12 protein-coding genes and 1 tRNA gene are annotated in these 14,371 nt (G+C 74.6%); 2 read left to right on the forward strand and 11 right to left on the reverse strand.

Features of this window, described 5'->3' with window-relative positions:
• Positions 1–1,458 (forward strand): response regulator (locus ABT160_RS08170; RefSeq protein WP_502984181.1); only part of this gene is annotated, 1,458 nt, incomplete at its 5' end.
• Positions 1,459–1,568: 110 nt separating this feature from the next.
• Here the strand turns inward: ABT160_RS08170 and ABT160_RS08175 are convergent.
• The 9 genes from ABT160_RS08175 to ABT160_RS08215 form a co-directional block, all read right to left on the reverse strand.
• On the reverse strand, positions 1,569–3,218 hold the full coding sequence (locus ABT160_RS08175; RefSeq protein ID WP_351645074.1) for a long-chain fatty acid--CoA ligase: 1,650 nt from the start codon (positions 3,216–3,218) through the stop codon (positions 1,569–1,571).
• A gap of 325 nt (positions 3,219–3,543) precedes the next feature.
• The gene (locus ABT160_RS08180; protein ID WP_351645076.1) at positions 3,544–4,092 is read right to left on the reverse strand and encodes a SigE family RNA polymerase sigma factor; all 549 of its coding nucleotides are present in this window, start codon (positions 4,090–4,092) and stop codon (positions 3,544–3,546) included.
• A gap of 143 nt (positions 4,093–4,235) precedes the next feature.
• On the reverse strand, positions 4,236–5,174 hold the full coding sequence (locus tag ABT160_RS08185) for a DUF1906 domain-containing protein (protein ID WP_351645079.1): 939 nt from the start codon (positions 5,172–5,174) through the stop codon (positions 4,236–4,238).
• Between the two features lie 53 nt (positions 5,175–5,227).
• Positions 5,228–6,394, reverse strand: coding sequence for a lipid-transfer protein (locus ABT160_RS08190; protein WP_351645081.1), 1,167 nt, complete (start codon positions 6,392–6,394; stop codon positions 5,228–5,230).
• Positions 6,391–6,786 carry a MaoC family dehydratase gene (locus ABT160_RS08195; RefSeq protein WP_351645084.1) on the reverse strand — a complete coding sequence of 132 codons (396 nt, stop codon included), beginning with the start codon at positions 6,784–6,786 and terminating at the stop codon, positions 6,391–6,393. Before ABT160_RS08195 ends, ABT160_RS08190 begins: the two co-directional genes overlap by 4 nt.
• Positions 6,783–7,940, reverse strand: coding sequence for an acyl-CoA dehydrogenase family protein (locus ABT160_RS08200; RefSeq protein ID WP_351645087.1), 1,158 nt, complete (start codon positions 7,938–7,940; stop codon positions 6,783–6,785). The genes ABT160_RS08195 and ABT160_RS08200 overlap by 4 nt, the downstream gene beginning before the upstream one ends.
• Positions 7,940–8,809 carry a bifunctional MaoC family dehydratase N-terminal/OB-fold nucleic acid binding domain-containing protein gene (locus ABT160_RS08205; protein ID WP_351645463.1) on the reverse strand — a complete coding sequence of 290 codons (870 nt, stop codon included), beginning with the start codon at positions 8,807–8,809 and terminating at the stop codon, positions 7,940–7,942. The genes ABT160_RS08200 and ABT160_RS08205 overlap by 1 nt, the downstream gene beginning before the upstream one ends.
• Before the next feature lie 260 nt (positions 8,810–9,069).
• A complete protein-coding gene (locus ABT160_RS08210; protein ID WP_351645090.1) occupies positions 9,070–10,263 on the reverse strand; it encodes an acyl-CoA dehydrogenase family protein in 1,194 nt (397 codons plus the stop codon).
• A gap of 252 nt (positions 10,264–10,515) precedes the next feature.
• Entirely contained in the window at positions 10,516–10,821 is a 306-nt protein-coding gene (locus tag ABT160_RS08215; RefSeq protein ID WP_351645093.1) for a hypothetical protein, read from the reverse strand.
• Between the two features lie 401 nt (positions 10,822–11,222).
• Between ABT160_RS08215 and ABT160_RS08220 the strand changes: the two genes are divergently transcribed.
• A complete protein-coding gene (locus tag ABT160_RS08220) occupies positions 11,223–12,080 on the forward strand; it encodes a bifunctional DNA primase/polymerase (RefSeq protein WP_351645096.1) in 858 nt (285 codons plus the stop codon).
• A 107-nt stretch (positions 12,081–12,187) separates the two neighbouring features.
• Here ABT160_RS08220 and ABT160_RS08225 read toward each other — a convergent pair.
• Together ABT160_RS08225 and ABT160_RS08230 are read right to left on the reverse strand one after the other, a co-directional pair.
• Positions 12,188–12,274, reverse strand: a tRNA-Ser gene (locus ABT160_RS08225).
• A 249-nt stretch (positions 12,275–12,523) separates the two neighbouring features.
• Positions 12,524–14,143 carry a S1C family serine protease gene (locus ABT160_RS08230; RefSeq protein WP_351645099.1) on the reverse strand — a complete coding sequence of 540 codons (1,620 nt, stop codon included), beginning with the start codon at positions 14,141–14,143 and terminating at the stop codon, positions 12,524–12,526.
• Positions 14,144–14,371: the final 228 nt, after the last annotated feature.

The raw sequence follows: 14,371 nt of genomic DNA on the forward strand, positions 1-14,371 counted from the left end.
GTCCCCGTGCCCGCCACGGTCCCGGCCGGCGCTCCCGCACCGGCTCCCGCCGCAGCTCCGGGCGTCGTCGCCCCCGTGCCCGCCCCGGCCGTGGCGCCGGACGCCGGGGACGAGGGCCGCCACGACTCCGCGCGCACCGGGTCCGGCGACCACCTGGACGACCACACGCCCCCGCAGCCGCACCCCGTGCAGGCCCCGACCGGGCGCCGCCGGGCCCGCCGCGAGGACGCCCCCGCGACCGGTCCCGACCCGGACCCGGAGGAGGAGCGGGGCGCGGTGGCGCGGGACGGCGACACCGGTTCCGTACCGCTGCCGGCCGAGGCTCCCGTGCCGCACCAGCCGCTGCCCGCCGAGCGGGCCGACGCGGCCAGGGCCGACGCGACCGCCGAGCCCGATCCCGACTCCACCCAGGGCCGGGCGTTCAGCGTGCGCACCCTGGGGCAGGGCGTGCCGTTCGCCCAGCAGATGGCCCAGCCCTCCGGGCGGCGCCGCAAGCTGGGCAACCCCAGCGACGCCGAGCGGGCCGCCGCGCCCGCCGCCGAGACCCCGGCCCGGCCACACCCGCAGCCGGGCACCCCGCCGCAGCAGCGGCTCGCCGCGCAGTCCGAGGGCCGCGCCTACGCCATCGGCGCCCCCGACGAGGACGCGGCCGAGGGCCCCGAACCGCTGGACGGGCCCGGCGGCGCCGTCGAGGTCGCCAACAAGCCCGCCCCGCAGCCGGTCGACGACGAGCTGCCCCCCGAGCCGCTGGACAACCCGCGCCGCCTCCTGGTGTGGCCCGCGCCCGACGTCTCCACCCAGCAGGCCCTCAGCGACCGCGGCTACCGCCCGGTGATCGTGCACTCGCGCGAGGAGGTGGACGCGCAGATCGCGGCCTTCCCCGCCGCGCTGTTCGTGGACCCGCTGACCGGGCCGATCACCCGCACCGCCCTGCAGTCGCTGCGCCAGGCCGCCGTCGCGGCCGAGGTGCCGGTGCTGCTCGCGGCCGGTCTGGGCCAGGCCACCCGCGAGGCGGCGTACGGCGCCGACCCCGCCGTGCTCCTGAAGGCCCTCGCCCCGCGCGACAGCGAGCAGCACCCCTCGCGGGTCCTGCTGATCGAGGAGCAGGAGGAGATCGCCACGGCGCTCACCGCGACGCTGGAGCGGCGCGGGATGCAGGTGGCGCGGGCCGCCACCGACGCCGACGCGGTCGCCACGGCCCAGCAGGTGCGGCCGAACCTGGTGGTGATGGACCTGATGCAGGTGCGCCGCCGCCGGGCCGGGATCATCGACTGGCTGCGCGCCAACGGGCAGCTGAACCGCACCCCGCTGGTCGTCTACACCTCCGCCGAGCTCGACCAGGCCGAGCTGCCCGGGCTCTCCTCGGGCGAGACCGTGCTGTTCCTCGCCGAGCGCTCCACGAGCGCGGAGGTGCAGACCCGGATCGTGGACCTGCTGGCGAAGATAGGCACCAACTGACGCGTGGGGCCCCGCCGGAGCGCGTGGGGCCCCGCCGGGGGACGGCGGGGCCCTGGACTGACGTAGGCGCGGGTCAGTGACGTAGGCGCGGGTCGGTGACGTACGCCCGGTCAGTTGAGTTCGGAGACGGTCAGCTCCCCGTCCGCGTACCGCCTGCGCAGCACCTTCTTGTCGAACTTGCCGACGCTGGTCTTCGGCACCGCCTCCAGCACCGTCCAGCGCTCCGGCAGCTGCCACTTGGCGATCGACTCCGCCAGGAACGCCTTGAGCACCGCGAAGTCCGCCGTGGCGCCCTCGCGCAGCACCACCGTCGCCAGCGGGCGCTCGCCCCACTTCTCGTCCGGCACCGCGACGACCGCCGCCTCGGCCACGTCCGGGTGCGCCATCAGCGCGTTCTCCAGCTCCACGCTGGAGATCCACTCGCCGCCGGACTTGATGACGTCCTTGGCCCGGTCGGTGAGGGTCAGGTAGCCGTCGGCGCTGATCACGCCCACGTCACCCGTCTTCAGCCAGCCGTCCGCGCTGAACTTGTCCTCGGGGCGCAGCGGTTCGCCGTCCGCGCCGCCGTAGTACGCGCCCGCGATCCACGGCCCGCGCACCTCCAGCTCGCCCGCCGACTCCCCGTCCCAGGGCAGCACGTCCCCGTCCGGGCCCACCAGACGGGCCTCCACGCTCGCCGGGAAGCGGCCCTGGGTGATCCGGTAGGACCACTGCTCCTCGGCGCCCAGGCCGGCCGGCGGGTGCGCCATGGTGCCCAGCGGGGACGTCTCGGTCATGCCCCAGGCGTGGCAGAGCCGGACGCCGAGCCGGTCGTACGCCTCCATCAGCGCGGGCGGGCAGGCGGCGCCGCCGATGGTCACGTTGGCCATCGAGGAGAGGTCGCGCGGGTTCGCCGTGACCTCGGCGAGCAGGCCCTGCCAGATGGTGGGCACGGCGGCGGCGTGGGTCGGCCGCTCGCGCTCGATCATCTCGGCGAGCGGGGCGGGCTGCAGGAAGCGGTCCGGCATCAGCATGTTCACGCCGGACATGAACGTGGCGTGCGCGAGCCCCCACGCCAGTACGTGGAACTGCGGGACCACCACCAGGCTGGTGTCCCGGTCGGTCAGGCCCATCGACTCGGTCATGTTGACCTGCATGCAGTGCAGGTAGACCGAACGGTGCGAGTAGACGACGCCCTTGGGGTCGCCGGTGGTGCCGGAGGTGTAGCACATGGCGGCGGCCGCCCGCTCGTCGAGCTCCGGCCAGTCGTAGTGCTCCGGACGGCCCGCGATCAGCTCCTCGTACTCGTGCACGCGCGGCGCGACGCCGTCCAGCAGCGAGCGGTCGCCGGGGCCGCTGACCACCACGTGCTCGACCGTGGGCAGGTGCGGCAGCAGCGGCGCGAGCAGCGGCAGCAGCGAGCCGTTGACGATGACGACCCGGTCGGCGGCGTGGTTGGCGATCCAGGCCAGCTGCTCCGGGGGCAGGCGGAGGTTGAGGGTGTGCAGGACGGCGCCCATGGACGGCACGGCGAGGTAGGCCTCGACGTGCTCGGCGTTGTTCCACATCAGCGTGGCGACCCGCTGGTCGCCGGTGACGCCGAGTTCGTCGCGCAGGGCGTTCGCCAGCTGGGTGGCGCGGGTGCCGGCCTCCGCGAAGGTGCGGCGGTGCGGCTCGGCGCCACCGGTCCAGGTGGTGATCACCGACTTCCCGTGGATGGTCATCCCGTGGCGCAGGATGCGGGTGACGGTCAGCGGTACGTCCTGCATGGTGCTGAGCACGGCGTCCTCCCGGTGGGCGCTCGCAAAGGTGCGGTAAAGGTGGTGGCGATTCTGCGCGCACTACGGGAGGTAAGTCACTACCCAGGAGTACGAAAACTCCCAGCGATCACTGGCACGGTTGAACGGGTCGGGTGGACGGGACGCGGTGGAGGGGGCGCGGGAAGGGGCGGTGGAGGGCGCCGGGGAGAGGGCGTGGAGGGGTCGGTGGAGGGCCGCGGAGGGGGGGCGGTGGAGGGGTCGGTGGAGGGCCGCGGAGGGGGGGCGGTGGAGGGGTCGGTGGGGGGCCGCGGAGGGGGCGGTGGAGGGGCGGTTCCGTGCCCGTCCGTCAGCGGACCGGGGTCAGCTCCGGGTCCTCGCGGAGCTTGCCGAGGGCGCGCGAGACGGCGCTCTTGACCGTGCCGACGGACACCCCGAGCACCTCGGCCGTCTGGGCCTCGCTCAGGTCCTCGTAGTACCTCAGGACGACCATCGCGCGCTGCCGTTCGGGCAGCTTGGTGATCGCCCGCCACATCGCGTCGCGCAGCACCTGCTGCTCCGCCGGGTCGGGCTCGGGCAGCCCCGGCGGCTCGGGCAGCTCCTCGCAGCAGAACTCGTCGACCTTGCGCTTGCGCCACTGCGAGGTGCGCGTGTTCAGCAGCGCGCGCCGCACGTAGCCGTCCAGGGCGCGGTGGTCCTCTATCCGCTCCCAGGCGACGTACGTCTTGGCGAGGGCGGTCTGCAACAGGTCCTCCGCGTCGCTCGGGTTCGCGGTCAGCGACCGGGCGGTGCGCAGCAGTACGGGCCCCCGCGCCCGTACGTACGACGAGAACGACGGGTATCCGTGGGCAACCGTGGCTGCCTTGCTCGAGGCGCTGGTGCAGACGGGCGTGGTCATGGCTCCACGCTAGGAGCGGCCCCGGCGCCGTGGATCGGCCCCAGGTCCCGAAACCGGATCCCCCTCAGGTTGTAGGGGTGGGGACACCCGGACCTCCTTCAGGTGGAGGTGCCCGGTACCGGGGGTCAGGGTCGGGGGCCGGGTCAGGGGCGGACGCGGGCCACCGGGGCGTCCATCCGGTTGCGGTCGATCAGCAGCCGGTGGCCGCCGTGGGTCTCCGCCACGTTGCCCGCGTACTGGTGGATGCGTCGGCCCGGCCGCCAGGCGCCCGGGTGCAGCTCCGGCTCACCGTACAGCGACGGCCTGGTGTGCCAGCGGGCGAACCACATCACCTCCGGCAGGTCGCCCACCCCGGCCCGGCGCGCCCGCTCCATGTGCCGCACCCCGGACTCGGCGCTGCTGTAGAAGCCGGGTACGAAGCCCATCCGGCGCACCTCCCTGTTCCAGGCGCGCACGTACGTCAGGGTGGCCCGGGCGCACCCGGTGTCGCTCAGCCGGTACGCCTCCACGTCCAGGTAGAGCGGGCTGCCCCGCAGGATGCCCAGGGCCCGGGCCCGCACCACCGCCTGGCGCGCCTCGTGCCGGCCGGTCACCGCCGGCCTGCGGCCCATCCGCTTGTCCCGCTTGTGCTCGGCCAGCACGCACGGCGACTGGGACCCGACGAACACCGGCAGCAGCCGCCACCCCATCCGGTGCACCTCGCGCACCCAGCTCCGGCGCAGGTGCGGCTGGCGCGGACAGCCCCTGCCCCGGCCCGCGTAGTAGATCCCGACGGCCCGGTACGGGGAGGCCCGCCAGGCCCGCATCGTCTCCAGCGGCGGCGCCACACAGGTCTCGAACGCCCACCCCGTGAACCTCCCGGCGGCCTGGCCCCGGAGTCCCCGCGCGGCCGGGTCCTCCTCCGCGCGGGCCGCCGGGGCCGGGAGCAGGAACCCGCACAGCGCGGCGAGCGCGAGCACGGGGGCCAGCAGGCGGACCCCGGCGCGCCCGGGCCGGCTCGTCCCGGGCGCGCGGCGGTCCGCTCCGGGCATCCGGCGGGTCGTTCCGGGCGTCTGGCGGTGCGTCACATCCACAGGGGGCATGGGGCGAAGTGAACGGCGGCCGGGCCGCACCGGCCACCGCTCGGCCCCCGCGCTCAGCCGTCCGTGCCCAGGATCAGTCCGGACGTGGGAACCCCGGTGCCCGCCGTGACCAGCGTCCGGGCCGCCCCGGGTATCTGGTTCACCGCGCTGCCCCGCAGCTGGCGGACGGCCTCCGCGATCCCGTTCATCCCGTGCAGGTACGCCTCGCCCAGCTGGCCCCCGTGCGTGTTCAGCGGGAGCGCGTCCGCCGCCACGAAGTCCGCCGCCTCGCCGGGCCCGCAGAAGCCGAACTCCTCCAGCTGCATCAGTACGAACGGGGTGAAGTGGTCGTAGAGGATGCCCACGTCGATGTCGGCGGGCCGCAGCCCCGAGGTCCGCCACAGCTGCCGGGCCACCACCCCCATCTCGGGCAGCCCCGTCAGGTCGTCCCGGTAGAAGCTGGTCATCTGCTCCTGCGCCCGGCCCGCGCCCTGGGCGGCGGCGACCACCACGGCCGGCGGCCTGCGCAGGTCCCTGGCCCGCTCGGTGCTGGTCACCACCAGCGCCTGGCCGCCGTCGGTCTCCTGGCAGCAGTCCAGGAGCCGCAGCGGCTCCACGATCCACCGGGAGGCGGCGTGCTCCTCCAGGGTGATCGGCTTGCCGTGGAAGTACGCCGCCGGGTTCGTCGCCGCGTGCCGCCGGTCCACCACCGCCACGTGCCCGAACACCTCGGGCGCCAGCCCGTACGCGTGCAGGTAGCGCTGCGCCGCCATGGCCACCCAGGAGGCGGGCGTGAGCAGCCCCGCCGGCAGGTTCCAGCCCAGCGCCGCGCCCTCCGCCGAGGCCTCCCGGTGCTGCACCCCGGACCCGAAGCGGCGCCCGGAGCGCTCGTTGAACGCCCGGTAGCAGACGACGACGTCCGCCACCCCCGAGGCGACCGCCAGGGCCGCCTGCTGGACCGTGGCGCAGGCCGCTCCGCCGCCGTAGTGGACGCGGGAGAAGAAGGAGAGCTCGCCCATCCCGGCCGCCTGGGCGACGGTGATCTCGGGGCTGGTGTCCATGGTGAAGGTGACCAGGCCGTCGACGTCGGCCGGGGTGAGCCCGGCGTCGTCGAGCGCCGCGTGCACCGCCTCCACCGCCAGCTTCAGCTCGCTGCGCCCGGAGTCCTTGGAGAACTCGGTGGCGCCGATGCCCACGATCGCCGCCCGCCCGCCCAGGCCGTCGGCCCGCCGCACGCTCATGCCGCGCCCCCTTCGCCGAGCGTCACCGCGACCGTGCCCGTGACGTGGTGGCCCAGGCCGTTGGCCCCCACCACGCGGATCTCGGCGTCGGCCCCGTCCCGGGAGAGGACCGTGCCGGTCAGCGTCATGGTGTCCCCCGGGTAGTTGGGCGCGCCGAGCCGGATGGCCACCCGGCGCAGCACGGTGGCGGGGCCGAGGCAGTCGGTCACGTACCGCCCGACCAGGCCGTTGGTGGTCAGGATGTTCATGAAGACGTCCGGGGAGCCCTTCTCCCTGGCCAGCTCGGCGTCGTGGTGCACGTCCTGGTAGTCGCGGGAGGCCACGGCCCCCGCGACGATCAGGGTGCGGGTGATCGGGATCCGAAGCGGCGGCAACGCGTCCCCGGCCTTCATGCCCGTGCCTCCTTCTGCTGCTCGGTCTTCTGCCGTCCGGGCCCCTGCCGTTCGGCGTCCGGTGGCCCGGTCCGCTGCCGTTCGGGCCCCTGCTGGTCGCTCCTCGGTCCCTCCGCCGCGTCGTCCGGCCCGGCGAGCGCGTCGCCCAGTTCGGCCAGCAGCTCGCCGCCGCAGCCGAGGTACGCGGCCAGCTGACGGCCCCACAGGAAGTGCCGGTGGACCGGGTGGTCCAGGTCGGCGCCCAGGCCGCCGTGCAGGTGCTGGCCCGCGTGCACCACGCGCGTCCCCGCCTCGGCCGCCCACCACGCGGCCGTCAGCGCGTGCGGGGCGGCGGGCAGGCCCTCGTCGTACCGCCAGGCCGCCTCGTAGGCCGTGACCCGGACGGCCTCGGTGTCCATGTGGGCGTCGGCCGCCCGCAGCTGGACGCCCTGGTTGGTGGCGAGCGGGCGCCCGAACTGCTCCCGGGTCGTGGTGTGCTCCACCGCGCGGGCCAGCGACCCGGCGCACACCCCGGCCTGGAGCCCGGCGAACGCGGTACGGGCCAGGCCCAGCACGTCCCCGTACGCCCCCGCGCCGCCGAGCCGCTCGCCCGGCGCCTCGTCGAGGACCAGCCGCCCGGCCGCCCAGGGCGCCGTCGTCTCCACCGGCTCCACCCGCGCGTCCCCGGCCCGCACCACCCACAGGGCCCGGTCCTCGTCGGCCACCAGCACCAGCTCCGCCTCCCGCAGCCAGGGCACCACCGCCACGGTCCCGGTCAGCAGCCCGCGCCCGGGGCCGGGGCCCTGTGACGCCCGTACGCCACCGGCCGGGAAGGCCCCCGTCATCACCGCCGACCCCGCGCGCAGCCCGGGCAGCAGCCGCTCCCGCTGCTCGTCCGTCCCGTGCCGGGCCACCGCCAGGACCCCGTAGGCACAGGTCACCGCGAACGGCGTCTGCGCCGTGGTGCGCCCCTGCTCCTCCAGGGCCAGCACCAGGCCGACCAGCCCGGTCTCCTCGACCGCCGCGGGCAGGCCCGCCCCGCACAGCGCCTTCCACAGCTCGGCGTCGCAGCCCGTGCCGGCCGCCGCGAGCCGCTCCGGCACGGCCAGGTCGCCGAAGATCCGCGCGGCCAGCTCCCGTACCGCCTGCTGCTCGTCCGTGGGCGTGAAGTCCATCAGCCACCGCTCCCCACGCCCGCGTTGAACACCGGCAGGTCGAACTCGTCGTCCACCCGGAGGAACTCCAGCCGCACCGGCATCCCGATCCGCACCTTGTCGTAGGGCACGCCCACCACCCCGGCGACGATCCGCACGCCCTCCGCCAGCTCCACCAGCCCCACCGCGTAGGGCGGGTCGAAGGCGGGGAAGGGCGGGTGGTGCATCACCACGTACGAGTAGACGGTGCCGTCCCCGCACGCCTCGACCGTGTCCCAGGCGTCGCCCCCGCACGCGTTGCACCCCGGGAGCCACGGGAAGCGGAGCGTCGCGCACCGCTCGCACCGCTGGATCAGCAGCCGGTGCGCGGCCACGCCCTCCCAGAACCCCGCGTTGTCCCGGTTGACCACCGGCCTGGGCCGCCGGGGCGCGGCGGCCGGGGGCCGCGCACCGCCCCCGGGCTTCGCGGGCGCGTACTTGAGGATGCGGAAGCGGTGCGTCCCGGCGAGCTCGCCGCCGACCCGGACGTCCATCCGCGTGGTGATGAAGTGCCCGGTGCCGAGCTTGGTCGTCTTGCGCGCCGAGACCGACTCCACCCGGGCGTCGAAGGTGACCTCGTCGCCGGGCCGCAGCGGGCGCAGGTACTCCTGCTCGCAGTCGGTGGCGACCACCGAGGTGAACCCCTCGCCGTCCAGCAGCGCGAACAGCTCGTCGTGCGCCGGCGAGCGTCCGTCGTTGCCCGCGAGGCCGCCCATCGTCCAGGCCTGGAGCATGGTGGGCGGCGCGATGGCGTCCGGCCCCCGGTAGGCGGGGTTGGTGTCGCCCATCGCCTCGCACCAGTGCCGGATCATCGGGGCGTTGACCGGGTCCCGGCCGGTCCCGCCCGCCATCAGCTCCCGGCCCTCGAACGCCCTGAGCCGCTCCTCGAACCCGCCCCGCTCCCGGCCCGTCCCCGGCTCTCCGTCCGTCCCCGGCTCCCGGCTCGTCCCGGGCTTCCGGCCCGTCCCCGGCTCCCGGGTGGCCCCGGGCACCTCGCCCGGCCCTGCCTCCCCGCTCGCTCCGGGCACCCCGCCGGGCACCTCGCCCGGCCCCGGCTCCCCGCTCGCCCCGAGCACCCCGCCCGGCCCCTGGCCCGGCCCCGCCTCCCCGCTCATCCCCGCCTCCTCTTCACGCTCGTCATCCCGAGCCGCATCGTCGCGACGATCTCCCTCTGCACCTCGCTCACCCCGCCCCCGAAGGTGTTGATCTGGGCCGCGCGGTTCATCCGCTCCAGCTCCCCGTCGCCGAAGGCCCCCGGGGACCCCGACCGGACCAGTCCGGCGTCCCCGGTGACTTCCTGGCACATTCGATACACCTCGACCGCCGATTCGGTTCCCGCGAACTTCACGCCGCTCGCGTCCCCCGGGGCCAGCCGGCCCGCTCCCACGTCCCCCACCAGACGCCAGTTGAGCAGGCGTGTCGCCGCCAGCCGGGCATGCGCCTCGGCCAGCCGGGAACGCACCCACGGCTCGTCAATGCGGCGCCGCCCGTTCACCGGATCGGGCGTACGGGCGTGGGTGAGGGCGGCCTGGTAGAAGTCCTCGGCCTGCATCCCGATCGCGGCCAGCGCCACCCGCTCGTGGTTGAGCTGGTTGGTGATCAGCCCCCAGCCGCCGTTCTCCTCGCCGACCAGGTTCCCGGCCGGGACGCGGATCCCGTCGTAGTAGGTCGCCGTGGTGGTCAGCCCGCCCACAGTGCGGATCGGGGTCCAGGAGAAGCCGGGCGCGTCGGTGGGCACCAGGACGATCGAGATGCCCCGGTGCTTGGGCGCCTCGGGGTCGGTGCGGCAGGCGAGCCAGATCCAGTCGGCGTTCTGGGCGTTGGAGGTGAAGACCTTCTGCCCGTCGATCAGCCAGTCGCCCGAGTCCGCGTCGCGGACGGCGCGGGTGCGCAGCGAGGCCAGGTCGGTGCCCGCGTCGGGTTCGCTGTAGCCGATCGCGAAGACGAGCTCGCCGCTGAGGATGCGCGGCAGGAAGTAGGCCTTCTGCTCCTCGGTCCCGTACTTCATCAGCGTCGGGCCGACCGTGTTCAGCGTGACCATCGAGACGGGCGCGCCCGCCCGGTAGGCCTCGTCGAAGAAGACGAACTGCTCGTCGGGCCCGCGCCCCTGGCCCCCGTACTCGACGGGCCAGCCGAGGCCGAGCATCCCGTCGGCGCCGATGCGGCGCAGCAGCCGGCGCTGCGCGGCGACGGCGCCGGGGTCCGCGCCCTCCGGTGGCGGCGGTCCTCCGGGCATCACCTTGCTGAAGTACGAGCGGAGTTCGGCGCGCAGCCGCAGCTGCCGCTCGGTCGGGGCGAGGTGCACGGCGGCTGCCTCCCGTACGCGGAACGACTCGTGAAGGACGGTTTCTGACTGTCCGTCAGATCCGTTGCCGAGTCAAGGTCGCCCGCCGCACGGACCGCACCGGCCGCCCAGGTCCGCCGGAACCCCCGGGAACGACGGAACGGCCCGCACGAACGGCACCGAAGTGCCGTCGCGCGGGCCGTTGTTCACCTGTCAGGCCGTTCTCCCGTTCCCTGTCCACCCCGAGACAGGGCCCCCGTATCGGGCAGGGTCCTACCAGAGGTTGGTGAAGCTCACCGTGGCGTTGGCCTGGTCGATCGACGTGAAGCCGGAGCCGTTCACGTTCGCGGTGTTGCTCTGGTTGGTCGCGCCGGCACCGTTCGCCACCTGCTGCGTGGTGGACGAGTTGCCGTTGTTGTCGTGACCGACACCGCTGCCGACGACCGAGGCGACGACCGCGTTGGATCCGTCGTCCGCGAAGCCGCCGTTGTCGGCCTGCGCGACACCACCGAAGAGGGCGGCGGCCAGGGGCAGGGCGGCAACAGCGGCCAGGGCGCGGGCGGTACGGATGCTTGCCATGTCTATTCCTCCAGGAACGGGTGGTGCACTCCGAGGTACACCGAAATCAGAAGTACGGCTTCTTCCGGGGCAGTTGGCCGACCACCCAGGCGTTCGCTCGTTTCGTTCGTTCGCAACGTCGCGAGACCAGAGTTGCCCACCGAATCCCCGTCGAACCACTCCACACCGCCCGTTTCCCCCTGAAGCGTGAGGACATGTCGATAAACCCGCTTCACGCCCCCAAATCACCCATCCGCCCCCGTCCGCTCCACACGCCCCGGACCAGGCCCCTTGTCCCACAAGAGAGGAAGCGTTTCGGCACATTTTCGGCCAATCTCCCCTGCCGTTCGGGTCACTCTTTCGGCCCCGTGAAGACCGGATTCACCCTTCCCTTTTTCGAACACTCGTACGAACATGGAGGCATGCCCGCCCCCGACCGGCACTCCGCCACGCTCGCCCTCGCCCACGCCCTGACCGCGGCGGAGCGCGGGCTCCCCGTCATCCCGCTGTCCCCGAACAAGCTCCCCGCCCTGCCCTCACCGCACCGCGACGAACCGGAGCCGGTCGCCTGCCACGGCGAGTGCGGCCGCCCGGGACACGGGGTGCACGACGCCACGGCCGACCCGAAGGCCGTCCGCGCCCTGTTCGCCGCCGCCCCCTGGGCCACCGGTTACGGGATCGCCTGCGGCCGTCCGCCCCACCGCCTGATCGGCATCGACCTCGACGTGAAGGGCCCGTCCGACTCCCTGGCGGCACTCCAGCACCTCGCGCTCCGGCACCTGTTCACGATTCCCGACACCGTGACCGTGCTGACCCCCAGCGGTGGCCGACATCTGTGGCTGACGGGTCCACCGGAGGTCGTGGTGCCCAACTCGGCGGGCCGGCTCGCCCCCGGCATCGACGTGCGCGGCACGGGCGGGTACCTGGTCGGCCCGGGCTCGGTGAGCGCCCACGGGGCCTACCGGCTGGCCCCCGGCACGGCCGACCTGCACCCCGCCCCCTGCCCCCCGGCGCTCCTGCGCCTGATCGCGCCCCCCGCGCGCCCCCACCACCTCTCGGCGGGCCACGCTCCCCCTGGTCAGGGCCTGGTCCGCTTCGTCCTGTCGGCGCACGAGGGCCAGCGCAACACCCGACTGTTCTGGGCGGCTTGCCGCGCGTACGAGAACGGGCTCGGCGAGGAACTGGCCGACGCCCTCACCGAAGCGGCCGTCCGCACCGGCCTCACCGCGCGCGAGGCCCGCGCCACGATCGCCTCGGCCGCCCGCCTGACGGGCCACTGACCCGCCGGCCCGGGAGACGCCCGCGGGAGACGAACAGAAACGGGAGAGAAACGGAAAGTGGCCCCCGTGCCGTCCTCTCCGGACGGCACGGGGGCCACTTCGCACTGCGGTGGGTGTGGGATTTGAACCCACGGTGACATCGCTGCCACGACGGTTTTCAAGACCGTTCCCTTAGGCCGCTCGGGCAACCCACCCTCGCCCCGGGCACTGCTCGGCAGGGCGGGCTACAGACTACCGGGCTCCCGGCCCCCCGCCGAAGGCTTTGCCCTCCGGTCGAAGGCTTCGCCCTCCGGCCGGCCAACAGGGCGCCGCGCGAGGGCCGTACGGAGGGCGTACGGAAGGAGGGGGAGCCGGACCTGAACCGGCTCCCCCTCCTTCCGACAACCCTTCGGCCGCGTTCGACCACCCTCCGACCGCCCTCCGGCAGCCGTCGGGCCGCTCGGTCAGCTGTCGCCGTCGCGCTGGCCCAGGGTGATGTCCGTGGTGGCCTCCTTGCCGCCGCGCACGTACGTCACCTTGATCGTGTCGCCCGGCTTGTGGTTCCAGATCTCACTGATCAGCGTCGGGCCGCTGTCGATCGTCCGGTCGCCGAACTTGGTGATCGTGTCGCCCGCCTTCAGGCCGGCCTTGGCCGCCGGGCTGTCCGGCGGGACCGCGGACCCGCCGCCCTGGGCCTGCTCCGCGATGGTGGCGCCGCCGCCCGTCTGGGCCATGTTCACCGTCGCGCCGATCACCGGGTAGACCGGCTTGCCGGTCTTGATGAGCTGCTCCGCGACGTTCTTCGCCTGGTTGATCGGGATGGCGAAGCCCAGGCCGATGGAGCCCGACTGCGACTGGCCCATGCCGCCCGTGCCGGCCGACTGGATCGCCGAGTTGATGCCGATGACCGCGCCGGAGGCGTTCAGCAGGGGGCCGCCGGAGTTGCCCGGGTTGATGGACGCGTCGGTCTGCAGGGCGCTCATGTACGAGTTGGAGCGGCCCGAGCCGTCACCGGAGGCGACCGGACGGTTCTTGGCGCTGATGATGCCCGTGGTCACCGTGTTGGACAGGCCGAAGGGCGCGCCGATCGCGATGGTCGAGTCGCCGACCGCGACCTTCTCGGAGTTGCCCAGCGCCAGCGGCTTCAGGCCCGAGGGCGCGTTCTTCAGCTTGATGACGGCCACGTCGTAGCCCTGGGCCCGGCCGACCACCTGGGCGTCGTACTTCTTGCCGTTGGAGAAGGTCGCCGTCAGGGTGCCGCCCTCGGCCGCGGAGGCCACCACGTGGTTGTTGGTGAGGATGTGGCCTTCCTTGTCGTACACGAAGCCGGTGCCCGTGCCGCCCTCGCCGCCGCTGCCGCCGGACTTGGCCTCGATGGTGACGACGCTGGGGAGCGACTGCTGGGCGACGGCCGCGACCGTGCCGGGCTCGCGCTTGAAGTCGGAGGGGGAGTCGCCCGAGCTGACGGTGGTGGAGGAGCCGTTGTCACCGCGCTCGGCGGCCCAGTAGCCGATGCCTCCGCCGATGCCGCCCGCTAGGAGGGCGGCGGCCAGCACGGCGGCGACGAGCCCGCCGCCGCGCTTCTTGGGCGCGTCCGGGGCCGGTACGGGGCTGCCCCAGGCGGGTCCGCCGCCGGAGCCGCCGCCGTACGCGGGCAGGGCCGGCGGGGGCGGCGGCCAGCCGCCCGCGTCGTGGGAGTGCGCGGCGGTGGCCCCGGCGGGGACCGGGTGGGGCAGCGGCGCGGTGGGGTTCTCCGGCGCCGGGCCCTGGGGGTGGGACGCCGGAGCGGCGTAGGGGGCCGCCTCCGGCTCGGGGTACTGCGGGGAGGGGTGCTGCGGGGAGGAGGAGTGGTGCGGGGCCGCTTCCGGGGCGGGGTGGGCCGGGGGAGCGGGCGGAGCCGGCGGTGCGGGGGCGTGTGCGGGCGGCGCCGCGTGCACGGGGGTGTCCGCGGGGGCCTCCGGCGTGGGGTCCTGCGGGTGGTGCGGCGCGGTGGCCGGGGGCTCGGGAGAGGCGGCCGGCACGGGGGGTGCGGACGGGGCTCCGGGGGCGGAAGGTGCCGCCTGGCCCTCGTTCTCGGTGCTCACAGCTCTCTCTCCTCGGTTTTCGATGTCCACGTTCCGTCGCTGTTCCGTGCTGTCCGTGCTGTCCGTGCCGTTCCGTGCGGACCGCGTACCCGTTGGGCGCCGGCGGACGCCCCCCGTGGGTGCCCGATGACGCTCCGGTGTCCGCTTGTCCACGTTCAGCTTTTCCCACGGCCCGTCAGGTCACTGTAAGCGGGAGCTGTGCGTCTGCCCGCCCGTCTTTATTACGGG

The sequence above is a fragment of the Streptomyces sp. NPDC001941 genome, from assembly GCF_040296945.1.
In the GTDB taxonomy this organism is placed as follows: Bacteria; Actinomycetota; Actinomycetes; order Streptomycetales; family Streptomycetaceae; genus Streptomyces.